Here is a 19,675-nt window from a genome sequence, read left to right as displayed (position 1 = left end):
ACGCTTGAAATTGACTATCTAGCGCAACGGCAAGCTATAAATTTAAAGGCGCACTCGTACCGAAAAGCTCGTTAAATTTAAGCGCGATCTGTGCTGCTTACGATGCAAAAAAGGAGCCGGAAGCGCTTAAAATTTAAACCGCCCAAGCGCGCTAGCCTAATTTTTCGATCTCCTCGGCGATTATAGCGTTTATGTCCGCTACGATCTCCTCGACCGTGCGCTCGCCGTTTACGCTGTAAAATACGCCCGCGTCGCCGTAAAATTTACGGATATCCTCGATCGGCTCTGAAAATACCGCCATGCGGTTTTTAAAGACTTCCTTGTTATCGTCCGCCCCGCGAGCGCGCCCCAAAACGCGCTGCTCGGCAACCTCCTCGCTGACGCATACCTCGATGACGGCGCTAAGGGCTACGTCTTCGTCGCCTTGCAGCACCTCATCGAGTTTGCTCATCTGCTCGACGCTTCTTGGATAGCCGTCGATGATGATAAGATCCTTCGGCGAGCTCTTAATCGCGCCGATTATGACGTTTACGACGACGTCAAGCGGGACTAAATTTCCGCCCGAGATAAAGCTATCTATCTGCTTACCCAGAGCGCTGCCGCTTGCTACCTCGGCGCGAAGCAGATCGCCGGTGGAGTAGTGCTCGATGCTTTGATTCATACGAGCGATCATGCTCGCATCGGTAGTTTTACCGCTGCCCGGAGCACCGATGATTAGAAAAAGGCTTTTCATTTTTGCTCCTTTTTCTGAAGCCTAAGACCTAGCTCGCGAAGCTGCTCATCGGTCACGACGCTAGGGGCCTTGGTGAGCGGACACTGCGCGCGCTGCGTTTTAGGAAACGCGATGACCTCGCGGATACTGCTTGAGCCTGTAACGAGCATCATCAGCCTATCAAAGCCGATCGCGATACCTCCGTGCGGAGGCGCGCCGAAGCTTAGCGCATCAAGCAGGAAGCCGAATTTCTCCCTCTGCTCTGCAGGCTCGATCTTAAGCAGTCTAAAGACCTTTTCTTGAATGTCCGCTTTGTGGATCCTGATACTGCCGCCGCCAAGCTCGATGCCGTTTAGCACGACGTCGTAGGCAATCGACGTGATATCCTCCAAATCAGGCTCATCGGGGTTATTCGGCATCGTGAAAGGATGGTGCATCGCAGAGTAGCTGCCGTCGTCGTTTTGCTCAAACATAGGGAAATTTACGACCCACAAAAACTCAAGCCTGTTCGGATCGATCAGACCGAGCTCGTTCGCGAGGAAAATTCTAAATCTACCCATATAATCAAGCACGATTTTCTTTTTGCCCGCGCCGAAAAATACGACGTCGCCGACTTTAAGCTCGCAGCGCTTGATGAGTTCGTCCAGCTCGCTTTTTTCAAAGAATTTTACCAGCGGCCCCTTTAGACCGTCCTCTTTTACCTGAATAAATGCAAGTCCCTGCGCGCCGAATTTTTTAACGTATTCCTCAAAGCCTTGCATCTGCCGCTTGCTAAATTTCAGATCGCCGCCCTCGACTTTGAGCGCTTTTACGCGATTGGCCTTGCGGTCTTTGGCTAAATTTGAAAAAATTTCGTTGCTCGATTTTTCAAAAATATCGGCTACGTCGATGAAAGGCATATCGTAGCGCAAATCGGGTTTGTCGCTGCCGTAAAGCTCCATCGCGTCCTTATACTCCATATGTCTAAAAGGAGTGACGATCTCGCGGCCGCAGGATTTGAAAATATCCTTTAAAACCTCCTCGGCTACGCTCATTACGTCGTATTGGGTATTGAAGCTCATCTCGATATCGATTTGCGTAAATTCCGGCTGGCGGTCGGCGCGCAGGTCTTCGTCGCGGAAGCAGCGCGCGATCTGGAAGTATTTATCAAAGCCCGAGCACATCAAAAGCTGCTTGAAAAGCTGCGGACTTTGCGGAAGCGCGTAGAAGCTGCCCGGATAGACGCGGCTAGGCACCAGATAATCCCTAGCGCCCTCAGGCGTCGCGCGCGTTAAGATCGGCGTTTCGACCTCCACAAAGCCCAGCCTATCGAGCGCATTTCGCGCGGCGATCGCAGCCTTGGAGCGCATCTTAAATTTATCGAAGCTTCCGTCGGCGCGCAGATCCAAAAAGCGGTATTTCAGCTTCGTTTCTTCATTGACGCTTTTATCGCCGATTACGAAAGGAAGCGGCTTGCTTGGATTTTCGATCTGTAGGTCTTCTACCACGACTTCGATATCGCCCGTTTTTAAATTTGGATTTTCCAGCCCTTCGCCGCGAGCTCGGATCTTGCCGACGGCTTTTAGGACAAATTCGTTTCGTACTTCGTTTGCAATTTCATACGCTTTTTTACTATCTTTGGGATCGCACACGAGCTGAAGCAGGCCGCTTCGGTCGCGCAAATCTATGAAAATAACGCCGCCGTGGTCGCGGTAAGAATTTACCCAGCCGCATACGGTTACATTTTTGCCGACGTCGTTTTTACTCAAATCCGTGCAGTAATGACTTCGCAAAATTACTCCTTTTTAATAAAATTTCAAGAGCCGATTATAGTTAAATTTTGCTTTTACAAAGCTAATTTTTTATAAAATAGCGCCCGAAAGTAGAAAAATGGAAAGCAAAAACAAAATCCACGAAAATTTAAAATTTGCAGGGCTAATAGCCAAAAAATCGGAGGAAATTCGCCCCGTCGCAGAGGAAATTCGCGAAATTTTAAAAGCGCAAGGTATCGAGCTTTTACTTGAAGAGGACGGAGCGGAATTTTTCGGCCTTAAGCCGCATACGCTTGCAGAAATTTTAAAAAAGACCAATTTTTTAATTAGCCTCGGCGGCGACGGCACGCTCATCGGGCTTGCGAGGCTACTAAGCGATAAAAACGCCTTTATTTTGGGTATCAACGCAGGTACTCTCGGGTTTTTAACGGACGTGCAGCCTAGCGAATTCGCAAAATTTTTAAAGGAATTTTTGCGTGGCGAATACGAGATCGAGCGCCCGTTTTTACTCGAAGTGATACTGGAAAACGGCGGCGGTAAAATCGTCCGCAAGACCGCATTTAACGACGTCGTAATCACCCGCAGCCACATCTCTTCGATGGCGAAGATCGACGCGTTTTTAAATAGAAAATATTTCAATACTTACTACGGCGACGGTGTGATCGTAAGCTCCGCCGTGGGCTCGACCGCGTATAATATGAGCGCGAATGGATCTATCGTCTATCCGCTGTGCGACGTGTTTTGCGTCACGCCGATCTGCTCGCACAGCCTGACGCAGCGGCCTTTGATCCTGCCAAAAGAGTATCTCGCAAGCTTCAAAAACGCCGGAAGCTCCGAAGTTAGCGTCGTCATCGACGGACAAGACGTTTTTGATATGGCGGAATTTCACAGCGTAAGCGTTAAAATTTCGCACGCAAAGGCAAATTTAATAAAACGCAGAAGCTACGATTATTTTGACGTTTTAAAAGCCAAACTCAGATGGGGGCACGGCGGATGCTAGAAAGAATTTATATTAAAAATAATCTAGGTTTTTGCGAGAGCGAGCTTAGCTTTGGCCCAGGGCTTAGCGTATTTACAGGTATCAGCGGCGCGGGTAAATCGGTATTAATAGGCGCGATTTTAGCGGTGTTCGGTCTTAACGAATGCGAGGCTGAGCTCATAGAAGCGGACGTAGAGCATAAATTTGATATGGAAAATTTCGGCTTGATAAACGATACGCCAAATATTTTTCGCGTCCTAAAAGAGCGTAGCTTGCGATACTTTATAAATTCCCAATCGGTCTCAAAAAGAAATCTAAGCACGATCGCCGGCGAATACGTGAAATTTTTAGGCGCGAAAAACGCCGGCGAAATGAGTAGCGGCAGCTTGCTAAAATTACTTGATTTTATCGCCGCGAAAAAAGATGCGGCGCACGCTCAAAGCCTATCGGAGCTTCAAAGCGCTTTTGTGGAATTTAGCCGCACAAAAAAGCAGCTGGATGAAATTTTGGATCAAGAGCGCAAGATTGAGGAGTTAAAGGAATTTGCTCGCTTCGAGATTGAAAAAATCGAGCGCGTATCGCCTAAGATCGGCGAATATGAGGAGCTTTTGCAGATCAAAAAAAAGCTTAGTAAGAAAGATAAGATCGAGGAACTTTGGGCTAGGGCGCAGGGCATTTTTGAGCTAGAACGCAGCGTCATCGAAGCGCTAAGTCTTAGCGGGCTGGATAGCGCGTTTTTTGAGGATGCAATGAACGAGCTGCGGCTAAAGCAAGAAAGCTTGAATTTAGACGAGCTCGAAAATATCGACATAGAGAAAATTTTAGATCGCATCGAAGCTCTTAGCGCGCTAAATAGGCGCTACGGAAGCGTAGAAGAGGCTTTAGCTACGCTTGAAGCGCGCAAGAAGGAGCTTGAGCATTACGAGCAGTTAAGCTTTGAAAAAACCAAGTTGCAAGTGGAATTTAAACGTCTTAGCGAAAGCACCACTATCCTTGCTGAAAAAATCAGCGAGGCTCGCAAGGGCACTAAAAAACGGCTCGAGGATCTGATAAATTCCTATCTAAAGCAGCTTTATATGGACGGAGTGGAGCTTAGTTTTAAGCCTACGGCGCTTAGTGAGTGCGGCACAGACGAAATTTGCGTCAGCTTGTGCAAGACGGAATTTAAAAATTTAAGCTCAGGCGAAACGAACCGCTTACGCCTTGCTTTTATTGCCGCGAGCTTGGAGCTTACAAATAATGGCGAGGGAATTTTGATCTTAGACGAGATTGATTCAAATTTAAGCGGAAAAGAGGCGATGAGTATCGCAAACGTGCTGGTAAAAATTTCAAAATTTTATCAAATTTTTGCGATCTCGCACCAACCGCAGCTTAGTTCCAAGGCTGCGTCACACTTTTTAGTAAGTAAAACGAACGGCAAATCTAGCGTGAGATTATTAAGCGAAAATGAGAAAATAACAGAGCTAGCTCGTATGATAAGCGGCGAGACTATTACTGCAGAAGCCCTGGAATTCGCTAAAAAACTAAGGCAAAGCTGAAGGAATTTTAAGCTTAAGTTTAAATCTGAAATTTTTCGCTACAATACCGCGTTTAATTTAAATTTAAGTGTGATTTTGCAAAACGACGTAAAATCCGCTTCGAAAAATTTTATCAAGTGAGTTTTATGATTATAGATACACATTGCCATTTAGACGATGCTAGTTTCGACGCCGATTTGGACGCGGTGATTGAGCGCGCCACGATTGCAGGTGTGCGTAGCATCATCATTCCCGGTGCAGATGTAGCAGACCTAGATAAGGCATGTAAAATTTCGCACGCGCGGAATAATGTGTATTTTGCCGTAGGGGTGCATCCATACGAGATAGATTCTTTCGATATGGAGGTGCTGAAGCGGTATGCTGACGATCCCAAATGCGTGGGCGTCGGCGAATGCGGTCTTGATTATTTCAGACTTAAGCAGCAAGAGAGCAAGGAAACCAAAGCCTTAGAAATCTCCCGCCAAAAAGACGCCTTCATCTCACAAATCGATCTAGCAACACAACTTCAAAAACCACTTATAGTCCATATCCGAGAAGCAAACGAAGATAGCTTTGGAATTCTAAAAGATCGTGCTGGCGATTTATGCGGCGGTGTTTTGCACTGCTTCAATGCCAGCAAGCTTTTGCTAGGTCTTAGCGAATACGGATTTTACTTCGGTATCGGCGGAGTTTTGACATTCAAAAATGCAAAAAACTTAGCTGAGATCTTACCGCAAATTCCGCAAGAGCGCCTATTAATCGAGACGGATGCGCCATATCTAACCCCGCATCCGCATCGCGGCGAGCGCAACGAGCCTGCATTTACGAGACTCGTGGTAGAAAAAGTCGCGGAAATTTTAAGCCTAAGCGTAGAAGAGGTTGAAGCAATAACGACTCAAAACGCCTGTAGGCTTTTTGGCGATAAAATCAAAGGAGAGATATGAAAGCCATAAAATTTATACTGCTAGCCCTACTTTTAGTGGGCGAAGCGTTTGCGAGCCAGCCCGGTCTGATGCGCGCAAATCACGACTATATTTTAAATCAATTCGGCATCGAAAATAACGAATCGAGCAAAAACGTAGTCGCGGGCATATTCCGTGCGATCAATGCAAGCGATCGCAAGCAGTTTAAGCATATCGTGACTTCACAGTCGCACAATGCCTACTTAGTCAAATCCGAGGTCGATAACATCGAAGCTCCGGAATTCTTATTGTATTTGGCAATGGTAGAATCTCATCTTAAAAACACCGTAACTTCGGGCGCTAGCGCAGGTGGTATGTGGCAGCTGATGCCGGCGACTGCGAAAAATTTCGGTCTTAGAGTAGATAGCGCCGTAGATGAGCGTCGCGATCCCGCAGCCTCTACGGATGCTGCGTTTTCGTATATTTTGCATCTGAAGCAAAATTTTGGCAAGTGGTATTTAGCGCTAATGGCGTATAATTGTGGCGATCAAAAGCTTAAAAATGCGATTGCAGCTACTGGCAGCGATGATCTGGACCGCTTGCTAAAAAGCCCCGCACTTCCTAATGAGACTAAGAATTTTATCAAGCGCATTATCAAATACGCTTACATCGCTCAAAATGAAAATATGCGTAAAATTCTGCTTTTTGAAAGCGAGCCGTGGGGCCTAAAGCGTATCGCAGTAGCTCCAGGCACAAAGCTAAGCGCAGTTGCAAAACAGATCGGAATTTCGCCGTCGCAAATGCAGGATTATAACGCGCATATTAAAAACGGAATTTCGCCGCTTAACGGCAAGTACTTCTTTTATATCCCACAAAGCAAATATGCAGAATTTGTCGTAAATCAAGGCGCGTTTCAAGCGTATGAACCACGTCTGAAACAGCGCAAGCCAGCACGAGTGTTAGCAGGTTTGGCGAACGAGCTTAGCCTCAAAGACAAAAACGAAATAGCGCTAAATAATATAAAATTCAACAAATAAGATCGGATCGTAGGTGTCGTACCAGAAAATCGCTCTTTTTAGTGCGCTTTTTGCGCTGGTTCTTGCCGGTTGCTCGTTTCGCACCGCACCGCCTTCTAGATCGTCTGCGGGCGGTGCGGGCAAGATCGGCAAAAACTCTCCCGCCACCATGCGCCCTTATAAAATCAACGGCAAAACCTACTATCCAGAGCAGGTAAGCGTCGGCGATACCCAGATAGGTATCGCCAGCTGGTATGGGCCGAATTTTCACGGCAAATACACCTCAAACGGCGAAATTTACGATATGAACGGCATGACCGCCGCGCACAAAACCTATCCAATGAATACTATGGTAAAGGTCACGAATCGCGACACCGGCGCTACCGCAACCGTGCGCATCAACGATCGCGGTCCATTCGTGGATGGTCGCATCATCGATCTTAGCAAAACAGCTGCTAATTTAGTAGGCGTATTTGCCAAAGGTACGGCGCCGGTAAAACTCGAAGTAGTGGGCTTTTATGGGCATACTATCGCCAAAGGCTCGCCGAAAGCAACCATTGTCGGCGGAAATTTTATGGTGCAAATTGGTGCGTTTAGAAACAGAAGCGGCGCACAAATTTATCAGCGCGATTACCACGGCACAGCGGGATATCCTGCGATAATCAAAGAATTTAGCATAGATGGCGCGCCGATTTATCGCGTCTTTTTAAGCGGATTTAAAAGCGAGGATGAGGCGAGAGATTTCGCGCATAATGGCAAGTTTACTGGAGCTTTCATCGTAAGGGAGTAGCAGTTCTATTTGACGGCTTTTCCTTCATTTTTTGCTTGATAAGGGCTTTGTTAAATTTATTTGTGAGCTACTTGCAGTAAAATTTCCCGTCATCTAATAGTTATCTGCTTTAGCTGCGGCGAAGTGCAAACTACTTGCAAGCTATTCGTAGCAAAAAGTGCGCCTGCCTGCTTGAGCTTTGTTTTTTTAATAGGACGCCGCAGCTGATAAAATTTTATATTGCTAGGGGATAAAGCATGCAAAAATATCCGGAAGTTTATAGTTTAGAAAAGAGTTTGGCTATACTTGAAAAATATAAAGACGAGCTGAGCGCAGAACAATACGAGCAAAACAGATCTATCATCTGTAACCACGCGATAGAGGGTATGTTTGCAAACGAGCAAGATATAATCGATCTTATCAAGGTCGATAAGGAAGAAAAAACGCCCGATGAGATAATAAACGAATATAAAAAAGAGTGGGGCGTTTTATAGCGCAGTAGAAAATATTAAATTTGATAGTGAAATATCAGATGTATTTAAACGCGGCTCATCGATTCTTTGAATTTTAATCGTGCAGGAAAGTTACGACTTCATGCTCTTTTGGCAAAAATTTTCTGCCATCAATGCCGTCATCTCCATATTCCAATAATGCTTCATTTAAAATTTCATAAATTTCACCCATTGAAATATCCCCAATGTCAGAATTTACGCTTTGGAATTTATATTTGATCTTAAATGGATTTTCCGTGAAATACTTACTCGTAGTTTCGTCATAAATTCGCCTTATATCGAGCTCGATATTTTTACCCCTATAATGCAACAGCCAAATAACTTCTCCCGTAAGGCCATCTCTTGGGTCTAGCAAAGGCACTCTGCAAACAAACATAAACCAGGCATCTCTTTGTCTATCTATAACCCAATCCAGCTTATCTAGGTAGTAATCATCATAGGCTATTGAGCCATATTTTAGGCAACAATTATTTATAATATTTGCAACATTGTATCTTTCCAAATCAACTTTAGAAATATGCTCCGCAACAAACGCCATTCTTTCCTCCTCAAGAAATTTAATAATTTAAAGTAGATCGCTCGTATATAGACCGAACAAAGACGAGATTTCAAATTTAATCCTTTCGCTGACGATAATTTATCGTTTAAACAGCCAATTAATATACGATTATCGTTAATTCTTAATATAATCTTTCGTAAAATTCGTTATGAAATTTAAAAATTTCAGGCGCTTTGTCGCTCGCCACCTCTTTTAAATTTAGCGTCCAAAAATACGCAGAATTTCACGCCGTATAGGTAGAAAATCCAGCTTATGTAGATCCACAGAAAGAAAAATAGCGCGACCGAAAACGAGCCGTAGATGCTAAGATAGGTTTTGTTATAAAAGACGTATTGCGCGAAAACCAGTCTTGAAAGCCACCATAAAATCGACGCTACGAGTGATGAGGCAAGCACTGCTTTTGCGCGGATCTCGCGGTTGATCGCCGTAGCGTAAGTGATCGCAAAGATCCCCCAAACGATTAAGTAGGGTAGAATTTTAAGCAAATTTATCCAGCTCGTAAGCTCGGTTTTATTTAGTAGCTCCTGAAGCTCGCCGCTGATATAAAACGATGCTCCAAGCCCCACAGGAGCGAGCGTCATCAGCGTCCAGTAGGTGCTTAGGCTCTTAAAAAAGCTTCGCTCGGGCGAATGCGAAATGCGCGCAATTATCGCTTCAAAATCTCCGAAAAACAACACCGACGTAACTAACACTGCGCAAAAGCCCGTTACGCCAAGGCTTAGCCCGTTAGCCATAAATTCCTCGATATAGTGCGCCATGCTCGCTTGATTTGCGGGCAGAAAGTTTGAAAAGATAAAGCCCATAATCTTGTCGTAGTAGCCTTTGAAGCTCGGCAGCTGCATAAAGACGCTAAGCGAGACCATCAGCACCGGCAGTAGCGCCAAAATCGTGTGAAAGCTAAGGCTTGATGCATGGTGCATGAGCTCGGTATCGTAGAGGCGGAAGAAATTTTTGAGTCGGTTTTGCGCTTGCTTAAGCGCCAGTATTAGTTTTTTCATACGGGCGATTTTACATTAAAAATTTAGAATTTCATATAAATTTGCGCAATTTTTCTTTTGTATCGCGGTATATCGTCTATGAAATTTAAAGCTAAAAAATGCGACTACAAATATATAAATTTATATCTAGAATTTAGTCTAAATTTAGGAAAATTTTTCTAATATGCTAAAAAATAATATTAAATATATCCATAACGAAGGGAAAATAATGGAACGAAGGAAAACGATGAAATTTAAAATTTCATTAGCGGCATGTATGTGTCTGCTATGCAGCAGTTTAGCTGCAGTGCAAAGCGGCAGTAATTCTGCGCCTGAAAAATCGCAGAATATGGGCGTAATCGAGGTAAATTCCGTCGGTGATAATATCAGCGAGAGCGGCATCGACGAGGGCTTTTTGAGCAAAAACGTGCAACAAGGTCTGCTTGCGGGCAAGCGCGCTTTGGATCTTCCGTATCAGATCAACACGATCAGCAAGGAGATCATGAATCACCAAGGCGTCACCGGCTACGAGGAGGCGGTCAAATACTTCCCATCCGCGCAGATTCAGATGCGCGGCGGCGCCACGGTAGGGCGCCCGCAGACGCGTGGCTTTGAGGGCAGCGTCGTAGGCAACAGCTTCTGGGACGGCTTTTATACTATTTCGACGACGGCGATTCCGATGGCGATGTTTGAGAGTTTTCAAGTGCAAAACGGCGTCGCGGGCTCGCTCTACGGCGCGCAAAAATCCGGTCGGGATTTTCAGCTACACGCGCAAGCGCCCGGTAAAAGATCAATACATAATTTGGGGCGATTACATGTCGCGAAGCAATCTAGGTCTTGGACTTGATCTATCCGATAAATTTGAAAAATTCGGCTACCGCACGGTGTTTTACGGATCAAACGGCGACAGACAACCGAAGGGCTCAAATTTGCAGCGCCGCCTAGCCAGCGTCACGATGGAATTTTATCCGACGGGCGATCTTACTTTTGAAACCGCGGCTAGCTATTATGAGCACAATACCAAGGGCTTTGCGGGGCAGTTTGCTCTTGGCGTGCGAGACGGCAAGATCGTAGACGGCATGGAGCTTCCAAAGGCGGTGGATTCTTCAAAACGCGGTCTTGGTCAGAGCTTTGGAGGTATGCATCTAAAAACCACTACCGCAAGCGCAAAATTTAAATTTACGCCTACCGATAAATGGTATTTAGAGGGCGGCTTTCAGTTTCAGCGCGCCGATCGTGATACTCATGGCGTTGTAAATTATATCTTGCCTAGCACACATCCGCAATATACAAAACCGGGCGATTATCAAACCAGACACAGCGGCGGTGCTACGGCGGCATATAGATTCGATCTGCCAAGCGGCTATCTCAAGGCAAATACGCAGTTTAATACGGGCGATATCGAACATGATTTCAGCGTGCAGACCAACGGCTATCACTGGACGCAGGATAGATATAAGATCGCAAGCACCAACTACACCTCGCCTACCATCGGCAATATCTACGATCCTAAAATTTTAGATTACACTAACGCTAAGCGCGGAAGCGGGTTATATCATTTCGCAGTAATAGATATGTATAACGTCTCGGTGCTAGATGATATCACGATAAACGATAAATTTGACATGATGTTAAGCGCATCTAAGGCGTGGATGAGGCAGGAATCCTACAATAATCGTCAGCAAAGACTTGTCAAAGCCTATAGCGATTCGGGATATAGCTGGGCGGGCAGCTTGATCTTTCATCCGATAGAGGACGCTAGCATCTACTACACTTATGCAGATAGCTTACAGCAGGGCTCTACCTATGTTTATCCGGCGAGCAGCCCATATGCGGGAGAGGTCGCCTATACGTCGCCGTATCGCTCCAAGCAGCACGAGATCGGCGCTAAGATCCGCGTAGCCGATATGATCGATTTTAGCGTAGCGTATTTTGATATCCGCAGACCTATCGCGTATCTAAATAGCTCTACCGGACGCTACGGCATAAACGGCGAGCAGCGCAACCGCGGATTTGAGTTTATGAGCGGCGGACGAATTACGCAAAATTTAAGCGTGCTCGGAGGCTTTACCTATATCGATCCTAAGATGCACAACGTAAGCATCGAGGGCGCTAATCGCAAGGTCGCAAACGGCATTCCTAAAATCAATGCAAATTTGATGTTTGATTACGTGATCCCTGGCACCGATAAACTTGCGATCAGTACGAATTTCCACTACACTAGCAAGATGTATCTGGACGATCTAAACACTCAGCACACGCCTAGCTTTTTCGTTACCGATCTTGGTATCAGATATACGAGCGAGCACCTTTTGGGCGATAAGACTACGTTACGCTTCAACGTAAATAACGTATTTAACAAAAAATACTGGGCGGGAATGTATCCTGCGAGCGCCGACGGTGCGGGCGGACTTAACGTAACTAGCGTGCTAGGTTCGGCAAACGGCGTGACGCTGGGCGAGAGCAGAAGCTTCATGCTCTCTGCGGAGGTAAAATTTTAAAATCTAGTGAGTTTAAAATTTTTGCTTAAGCGGCGCGAATGGTTATGGCGCCGCTTTTAAATTTATGAAATTTTATCGCTCTAAGCGGCGAGATTAAATTTAACGAGGCTTGGTTTTAATTCATTTTAAAATTTAAGCCTCGCTTTTGGAATTTCAAACTTTGATTTTAAAATTTCGATCTTAAAATTTTAAGTCGCCGCGCCTCAGCTTGCCCGCAAATTTTATCGCGCGGTTTAAAATTTAGCCGTTTTTGGTTATAATCTTTGCAAAACCACGAAACGGAGAGCAATGAAACAAGTTTTAATCATCGCAAGCGGAAAGTTTGCGCGCCATTTTTTATCCAAAGTTTGTAAAATCAAAGATGTCATCAGATCATATCGCGTCATAGCTAAAAATACGGATGCCGTGCCCTCAGAGCTTGAAAACGAGTCAAATTTTTCGGTCGAAATTTTTGATCCTACTAGCATTGAGCGGTTGCGCGTGGTGCTAGCAGGAGAGGAATTTGACCGCTGCATAGTGATAATGGAGGATGAATTTGACACTAAAGTAACGCTTGAAAATTTAAAGACACTCGCTCCGGATTTAGAACTTTACGTGGCTGATTTTTGGGGACTTTTGCGCGATAATAAAAATGAAGCTCACGTAAAAATCGTAAATACCCTTGCGCTAAATTCCTCGCGCTTCATCGGTTTTTTGCCTGATAGTCCCGTTTTTGCTGATAATATCGGGCTTGGACGCGGAGAGATAATGGAGGTAAAAGTGCCCGTAGGAAGCTCGTTCGCGTATAAAAAAATCAGTACGCTTTCTAATGCCAAATATCAAATTCCGATGATTTACCGCCACAACAATTACATCGTAACGACACCCGGCTCGCGAATATATCCGAATGATACGATTTTAGTCGTTGGTGAGCCTAGTGCGTTGCGAGCGGTGTTTGCTGAAGTAAAAAAGCAAAGCGGGCAATTTCCATCGCCGTTTGGGCTAAATATTTTCGCGCTAATCGATATGAAAAAAATGAGCGGCGACGAGATAGCTAGGACGGTTAGGGCGCTTGAGTTTTTGGATTTGCATATTAGAAATCATAAAATTTATCTGCGAATTTTAAATCCTCTGCTAAACGACACTTTTAGCGAGCTTAAAGCGCTGTGTGAGCGGGATAAATTTGAAATTCTCATCGATTACTCGGGCGAGCTAAATTTAAAGCGCGACGTGAGCGAAAATAAAGCAGGCTTGGTAGTTTGCTCAAGCGGAGTTTTCGAAGCGAAAAAAGCAGCACTTAAAGCGCTTGAAATTCCGGTGTTAAGCCTTGGTGAAGGCGAGCTAAAAGACGTGCGTAAAAGCGTCGTGCTAAGTGCCGGCGAGCGGCTTCGCGAGGAATCAAGTATCGTCTTTGACATCAGCTCGCAGCTAGGGCTAGACGTGTATTTGTATCTTTTCGGCGAGAGCGAAAAGGACGAGTTTGCGCAAAGCTACGTGAGCTTATCGAAGCTTTTTAAGCAGAGTTTATTCGTTATTCCTTGCGAGCGGCAAAATCCGATTTTAGCGCTAGGCAGCGAGCGAGATCTGCTACAATTTGTGCCATTTAATGATAGAATTTTGGCGCGCAAGCTCACATCGATTTTCAATCAGGATTTGGATCAGATGTATTTTAAACTCGGCAAAAATCATCAAATTTTTATCCCGAGCGATTACGGGTATGAAAAGTAATCGAAATTTATGTTACAATTACCCAAAAATCAAAGGTTAGCGTATGAAAATCGATCTTAATTTAGGTAAAAAATACAGCGTTTTTATCGACGAATTGCAAGAGATCAAGCTCAAAGGCAAGGTAGCGATCATCACAAATCCCAAAGTAGGCGGGCTGTGGCTTGATTTTTTATTGCAGCGGTTAAAATGCGAGCAAAAATTTATCATCACGATCCCGGACGGCGAGGAGTATAAAAATACCGCGAGCGTGGAGCAAATCTTAGAGCAGCTTTTTGGCTCCAAGCTTGATCGCAAAAGCACGCTCATCGCTCTTGGCGGCGGTGTCATTAGCGATATAACGGGCTTTTGCGCGAGCATTTATGAGCGCGGCATCGATTTTATCAATATACCTACGACCTTGCTAGCGCAAGTGGACGCAAGCGTCGGCGGTAAGACGGGCGTGAATAATCGCTTCGGCAAAAATTTAATCGGCTCATTTTATCAGCCACGCGCGGTTTATTGCGAGAGCAAATTTTTATCGACGCTTCCTGCGCGAGAGTTCGCGGCGGGTGTTGCAGAGGCGGTAAAGATGGCTGTATGCTTTGATGACGAACTATTTAAATTTTTCGAGACGCACAATCTAAAAAGCGCCGATGAAATTTCGCACGTAATCGCTCGCTGCGTAGAGATTAAAGCAAGCGTTGTAGAGCGAGACGAGCGCGAAAGCGGCATCAGAGTGGCGCTTAATTACGGACACACCTTTGCTCACGCTATAGAAAAAATTACTAATTATAAAAAATTTTTGCACGGCGAGGCTGTGGCGATCGGCATGGTGATGGCAAATGCGCTAGCACGCCGTCTTGATAAATTAAATGAGCTTGAGGAGGATCAAATCCGTAAAGTGCTTCAAAAATTCGCGCTTCCGATAAAATTTCACGTAGAGGATGCGGCGGAATTTTACGAGCTGTTTTTTCTCGATAAAAAAAGCGAAAACGGCAAGACAAAATTTATCCTGCCCGACGGCATCGGTAAATTCTACACTTCCAAAGAGATCGCAAAATATGAAGTAATCGCAGCGCTGAAAGAGTTTGAATGAGAGCGCTTGCGGCTATTTTTTTGATTTTTAATCTTGCATTTTGCGAGGCAAATTCTACGCTCTCCGCCGCGTATACGCGCTTAGAATCTAACGCTAGCTCCGCCGCTAGTGAGAAGAAAGATGAAAATTCTAAGCTATCCGCGTCGCTAAAAGATCAGATCCGTGTTATTGACGATGAGATCAAAAATAATATCTGGATTTCGCGCTTTTCAAATTTCATCGGCTATCAAAATTTACAAAAGCAATCCAGCCAGCTTGAAGCGGAGCTAAAAAAGAGCGCCGGCACCGATAAGATCGCAGAGATTCAAAAAAGACTTCGCGCCGTAAAAGAGCAGCTCATACTGCTAAAAGAGTATGAAAAATCTCCGTTTTTAGATATCATCGCGATGCCCGAAACTCCCGAGCCTGCGCGCATTACAAATCCCTTTTCGATAATTTCCGGTTTTTCTACGATTAGAAATTTGCAAGCTCAAAAGATGGAGCAGAAAAACGCCATCGAAAATATTAAAGCTTTAATCGATAAACTTGAAGCAAAAAGGGCGCTATACGAGCGCTTGATGCAGATCGATACGGACGCAAGCGCCGTGGCGGAGCTTAAAAGCTTAGATTACGAGCTTAGCGAGTTTAGCTCCGCGTACGAGATCGCGCAGACCACGTACGATGTTTACGAAAAAAAGATCAACTCCCAAATCGCCGTGCAGACCGCCGATATAAAAGCGCAGATCAAGCGCGCGGGAAACATCGCCGTATGGATACTCGTAGTCATCGCACTGTCGTTTTTATGCAAGGTAGTGGCGAAAAAATATATCAAAAACGACGAGAATTTTTATATCGTAAATAAAGCTATCAACGTTTTAAATTTCACGCTGATCGCGCTGATACTGCTCTTTTCTTACATCGAGAATATGACGCATTTCGTGACGGTTCTGGGCTTTGCCTCGGCAGGTCTTGCGATCGCGATGAAAGATATGTTTATGAGCTCCTTAGGCTGGCTTACGATCGTGCTTGGCGGCAGCTTTCGCGTGGGCGATCGTATTAGAGTGCATAAAAACGGCGAGACCTACGTAGGCGATATCATCGATATTTCGGTGCTTAGGATGACGATTTTCGAGGACGTTACTATGACTACGTGGAGAGAAAATAAACGCGCGGGCAGGGTAATTTTCATACCGAATAATTATATTTTTACCGATCTTATCTCAAACTACACCCATAGCGGGCTTAAGACCGTCTGGGACGGCATTAGCATACTTTTAACATTTGATAGCAACCATAAAAAGGCGATGTATCTCATAAAAAACATCGTGCGGAAGTATTCCAAAGGCTATACCGACATTGCCAAAAAGCAGATGGGCAAGCTTCGCTCGCAATACAGCATCAAAAATCCAAACGTCGAGCCTAGAATTTTCAGCTTTTTTGAGCCATACGGCATTGAAATTTCGGTTTGGTATATGACGAACTCTTACGCGACGCTCGGGCTTCGCAGCAACATCTCGGCTGAAATTTTAGATGCGCTAAGAAGCGAGCCCGACATCAAGATCGCCTATCCTGCATACACGCTTTTTAACGGCAAAAACTACATGGCGGCAGGCGGAAATTTTGCGGCGCAAGATCTCGGCTTCGAGCAACAAGGTCCGCAGAATTTAAACGCAGCGGCGCAAGGCGCCGGCTTTGCCACAGGAAGCGGATCCGGGAGCGAAATTTGAAAATTTATTTTAAAACGTTTGGATGTCGCACAAATATCTATGACACGCAGCTTATCAAAAGCAACCTCAAATCGGGCGAGATCACGCACGACGAGCAGGGCGCGGACGTCGTCGTGCTAAACTCCTGCACCGTTACGAACGGCGCCGACGCAGACGTGCGAAACTACGTAAATAAGATGAACCGCCTCGGCAAAAAGATATTGCTAACCGGCTGCGGCGCGGTATCGCGCGGCGAAGAGCTGTATAAAAACGGCTCGGTCTTCGGCGTGTTCGGGATGTCGCAAAAGGAAAAGATCGACGAGTTTTTAGGCTCGGAGTCGAAATTTTACGATATCGGAAGTCTTGACGGCGTCGAAAAAAACCTGGTAAGCGACTACGAGGATCACACCAAGGCCTTTATTAAAATTCAGGAGGGGTGCGATTTTAACTGCAGCTACTGTATAATCCCCTCGGTGCGCGGCCGCTCGCGAAGTAGCTCTGAAGACGCGATCTTAAAAGAGGCGGCGAGCCTTGCCGCAAACGGTTTTGGCGAGATCGTGCTAACCGGCACCAATATCGGCAGCTACGGCAAAACCGCGGGCACGAGCCTGGGCGCGCTGCTTCAAAAACTAGGCGCGATACGCGGAATTCGCCGCATTCGCCTAGGCAGTATCGAGCCCTCGCAGATAGATGCGAGCTTTCGCGAAATTTTATCCGAGCCCTGGCTGGAGCGGCATCTGCACATCGCGCTTCAGCACACTTCGCAAAAGATGCTTAGCATAATGCGCCGCCGAAATTCCGCGCTAAGGGATTTGGAGCTTTTTTGCGAGCTTGCGGAACGCCGATTTGCGCTGGGGACGGATTTTATCGTCGCGCATCCGGGCGAGAGCGAAGAGATTTGGCTCGAAGCGGTAGAAAATTTCAAAAAATTTCCGCTCACGCATCTGCACGCCTTTATCTTTTCGCCGAGGCAAGGGACCGCTTCGGCGTCGCTAAAAGACCGCATAGACGGTAAAATAGCGAAGGCGCGGCTAAAGATGCTGCAAAACATAACGGCGCTGAATAATTATAAATTTCGCCTTTCGCACAAGGTGCCCTTAAATGTGCTGATCGAGCGGAAAAACGGAGAGTTTTATGAAGGATATGATCAATTTTATGATAAAATTTGGATCAAAAGCGATGAGGATTTGTCGAAAAAATGGATGGAGATAAGAGATTATGAGGTTAAATTTGATGGAAATTTTGCATAAAATCAAAAAAAGCAAGCTAAATATAATTCTGATTTTTTTAGTGCTGCTTATCGTTTTGCTCTCGATCGTTTATTTTAAAGACGATTCGCGATACATCACCGAGCGCGAATTTAGCGAGCTCGTGCGAAAAGATCAGATCAAACGCGCGCATATCGAGGACGGCAATTTAAATTTTACCTACGACGGCAAACGCTATAAAATTTTAGTCGATCTCGTAGATCTTAAGGAGCTATCAAATCACGCTCTAATCAGCAAAGAAAAGGATGATGGCACGAGCGGTATTAGCGCGATTTTGGTAATTTTTACGTTCGCATTTTTTCTCTTCGTATATTATTTTGAAACCGTTTTGGCGCGTCGCCGCAGGCTGGACGGCGTAGGCGCTGCGCGTCAAGGTGGCGCAAACGCAGAGCTCGGTGATCTTTCGCCAAGCGTTAGCGATGTGAGATTTAGCGACGTCGCGGGCATCAGCGAGGTCAAGGACGAGCTCATCGAGATCGTGGATTTTTTAAAAAATCCCGCAAAATATCGCAATTTCGGCATCAAACTGCCGAAAGGAATTTTAATGATCGGCGAGCCCGGCGTCGGTAAAACGCTAATTGCAAAAGCCGTAGCCGGCGAGGCGGACGTACCGTTTTTTTACCAAAGCGGCGCAAGTTTCGCCGAGGTCTTTGTGGGCGTCGGTGCCAGGCGGGTTCGCGAGCTGTTTGCGAAAGCCAAATCCTGTGCGCCCGCGATAATTTTTATCGACGAGATCGACGCAGTTGGCGGCAAGCGCGGCATCGGACGCAACGATGAGCGAGAAGCGACGCTAAATCAGCTGCTGACCGAGATGGACGGATTTGAGGAAAATAGCGGCGTGATGGTAATCGGTGCAACCAACAAAATAAATATGATCGACGATGCGCTGCTGCGCTCGGGGCGCTTTGATAGGCGCGTTTTCATCGGGCTTCCGAACTACAAAGACCGCATCGAAATTTTAAAAATTTACCTCGAGGGCAAGAGATGCAGCGCAAATATCAACAAAGTAAGCCGCCTCTGCGTGGGCTTTAGCGGCGCGGGAGTAGCGACGCTGGTAAATGAAGCCGCGATCAATGCTCTTAAGCGCGGCAGCGATACGATCGAGCTTAGCGATTTTGAAAATGTGCGAATGAGGGTATTTTACGGCGTGCAAAAAAGCAGAATTCTCACCGAATACGAAAAGGAGATCCAGGCGTTCTATCAGGGCGCAAAGGCGCTTAGCGCGTATTGGTATTCGTTTGATTTCGAAAAAATAGAGCTTTTAAACGATAAATTTTTAAACGAGGATTTCGAGATCGAATCCAAAACGCAAATTTTAAATCAAATCAAAGTGCTTTTAAGCGGCATGGCAGCGCTACAGATCCATAAAAACGACGCTTTTTCAAATTCTGCTAGCGACGTAAAGCAGGCTATCGCGCTGGCGCAAAAGATGGTTTTTGAGCTCGCGATGGGCGATAGTTTCACCCCTAGCGCGCAGAGCGTGAATAAAATTTTGCAAGATTGCTACGACGAGGTAAGCGAGATAATCCGCACAATGCAGGATAAGCTAAATCAAATTTCAAAGCAAATTTTCGTCTATGAGTTCATAACTTTCGAGGATGTTCAAAAGATCTGCGAATCTGATGGTGTGGAGCAAGAGGGCGCTTCTGCGCAGGAGCAAAATTTGCAAAAGCTGGAAAAAGATAGCGAAAGCTCTGAAGAAAAGCCGCAAGACGGCACGCTAAATTTTGATTAAATTTTAAAAT

Annotated in this window: 17 protein-coding genes; 13 read left to right on the top strand and 4 right to left on the bottom strand. The window is 45.7% G+C overall.

Annotated elements, in window-relative coordinates:
* Positions 1-151: 151 nt before the first annotated feature.
* Complete coding sequence (locus Q0323_RS07785) at positions 152-733, bottom strand: adenylate kinase (protein WP_298053256.1); 582 nt, start codon at positions 731-733, stop codon at positions 152-154.
* Positions 730-2,484 (bottom strand): aspartate--tRNA ligase, encoded by a 1,755-nt coding sequence (gene aspS, locus Q0323_RS07780; protein WP_298053253.1) that lies wholly within the window; start codon positions 2,482-2,484, stop codon positions 730-732. Before aspS ends, Q0323_RS07785 begins: the two co-directional genes overlap by 4 nt.
* Before the next feature lie 97 nt (positions 2,485-2,581).
* Here aspS and Q0323_RS07775 point away from each other — a divergent pair, with 97 nt between their 5' ends.
* The 6 genes from Q0323_RS07775 to Q0323_RS07750 all read left to right on the top strand — a co-directional run bounded on the left by Q0323_RS07775 (position 2,582) and on the right by Q0323_RS07750 (position 8,140).
* Entirely contained in the window at positions 2,582-3,463 is an 882-nt protein-coding gene (locus tag Q0323_RS07775; protein ID WP_298053250.1) for an NAD(+) kinase, read from the top strand.
* On the top strand, positions 3,457-4,980 hold the full coding sequence (locus Q0323_RS07770; protein WP_298053247.1) for an AAA family ATPase: 1,524 nt from the start codon (positions 3,457-3,459) through the stop codon (positions 4,978-4,980). Before Q0323_RS07775 ends, Q0323_RS07770 begins: the two co-directional genes overlap by 7 nt.
* 125 nt (positions 4,981-5,105) lie before the next feature.
* A complete protein-coding gene (locus Q0323_RS07765; protein WP_297903343.1) occupies positions 5,106-5,903 on the top strand; it encodes a TatD family hydrolase in 798 nt (265 codons plus the stop codon).
* On the top strand, positions 5,900-6,898 hold the full coding sequence (locus Q0323_RS07760) for a lytic transglycosylase domain-containing protein (RefSeq protein WP_298053244.1): 999 nt from the start codon (positions 5,900-5,902) through the stop codon (positions 6,896-6,898). Before Q0323_RS07765 ends, Q0323_RS07760 begins: the two co-directional genes overlap by 4 nt.
* A gap of 13 nt (positions 6,899-6,911) precedes the next feature.
* Entirely contained in the window at positions 6,912-7,667 is a 756-nt protein-coding gene (locus Q0323_RS07755; RefSeq protein ID WP_298053241.1) for a septal ring lytic transglycosylase RlpA family protein, read from the top strand.
* A gap of 236 nt (positions 7,668-7,903) precedes the next feature.
* Entirely contained in the window at positions 7,904-8,140 is a 237-nt protein-coding gene (locus tag Q0323_RS07750) for a hypothetical protein (protein WP_298053238.1), read from the top strand.
* A 73-nt stretch (positions 8,141-8,213) separates the two neighbouring features.
* Here the strand turns inward: Q0323_RS07750 and Q0323_RS07745 are convergent, their stop codons facing one another.
* Both Q0323_RS07745 and Q0323_RS07740 read right to left on the bottom strand, forming a co-directional pair.
* A complete protein-coding gene (locus tag Q0323_RS07745; protein ID WP_298053236.1) occupies positions 8,214-8,696 on the bottom strand; it encodes a hypothetical protein in 483 nt (160 codons plus the stop codon).
* A gap of 185 nt (positions 8,697-8,881) precedes the next feature.
* Positions 8,882-9,715 (bottom strand): YihY family inner membrane protein, encoded by an 834-nt coding sequence (locus tag Q0323_RS07740; protein WP_298053233.1) that lies wholly within the window; start codon positions 9,713-9,715, stop codon positions 8,882-8,884.
* 208 nt (positions 9,716-9,923) lie between these two features.
* Between Q0323_RS07740 and Q0323_RS11275 the strand changes: the two genes are divergently transcribed.
* The 7 genes from Q0323_RS11275 (at position 9,924) to Q0323_RS07710 (ending at position 19,665) form a co-directional block, all read left to right on the top strand.
* Positions 9,924-10,541 (top strand): Plug domain-containing protein, encoded by a 618-nt coding sequence (locus Q0323_RS11275; RefSeq protein WP_366939565.1) that lies wholly within the window; start codon positions 9,924-9,926, stop codon positions 10,539-10,541.
* Positions 10,510-12,195: a TonB-dependent receptor gene (locus tag Q0323_RS07735; RefSeq protein ID WP_366939564.1), complete on the top strand. Its 1,686-nt coding sequence runs from the start codon at positions 10,510-10,512 to the stop codon at positions 12,193-12,195. The genes Q0323_RS11275 and Q0323_RS07735 overlap by 32 nt, the downstream gene beginning before the upstream one ends.
* A gap of 288 nt (positions 12,196-12,483) precedes the next feature.
* Positions 12,484-13,902, top strand: a complete 1,419-nt coding sequence (locus Q0323_RS07730) for a TrkA C-terminal domain-containing protein (protein WP_298053231.1) — start codon at positions 12,484-12,486, stop codon at positions 13,900-13,902.
* Positions 13,903-13,945: 43 nt separating this feature from the next.
* Positions 13,946-14,977, top strand: coding sequence for a 3-dehydroquinate synthase (aroB, locus tag Q0323_RS07725; RefSeq protein ID WP_298053228.1), 1,032 nt, complete (start codon positions 13,946-13,948; stop codon positions 14,975-14,977).
* A complete protein-coding gene (locus Q0323_RS07720) occupies positions 14,974-16,683 on the top strand; it encodes a mechanosensitive ion channel family protein (RefSeq protein WP_298053226.1) in 1,710 nt (569 codons plus the stop codon). Before aroB ends, Q0323_RS07720 begins: the two co-directional genes overlap by 4 nt.
* Complete coding sequence (gene mtaB, locus Q0323_RS07715) at positions 16,680-17,912, top strand: tRNA (N(6)-L-threonylcarbamoyladenosine(37)-C(2))-methylthiotransferase MtaB (protein ID WP_298053224.1); 1,233 nt, start codon at positions 16,680-16,682, stop codon at positions 17,910-17,912. The genes Q0323_RS07720 and mtaB overlap by 4 nt, the downstream gene beginning before the upstream one ends.
* Positions 17,881-19,665: an AAA family ATPase gene (locus Q0323_RS07710; protein WP_298053222.1), complete on the top strand. Its 1,785-nt coding sequence runs from the start codon at positions 17,881-17,883 to the stop codon at positions 19,663-19,665. The genes mtaB and Q0323_RS07710 overlap by 32 nt, the downstream gene beginning before the upstream one ends.
* The last annotated feature ends 10 nt before the right edge of the window (positions 19,666-19,675 follow it).

The organism is uncultured Campylobacter sp. (assembly GCF_938030145.1).
GTDB lineage: Bacteria > Campylobacterota > Campylobacteria > Campylobacterales > Campylobacteraceae > Campylobacter_B.
The sequence above is the reverse complement of the archived record's forward strand: the minus strand, read 5'-3'. Positions and strand labels throughout refer to the sequence as shown.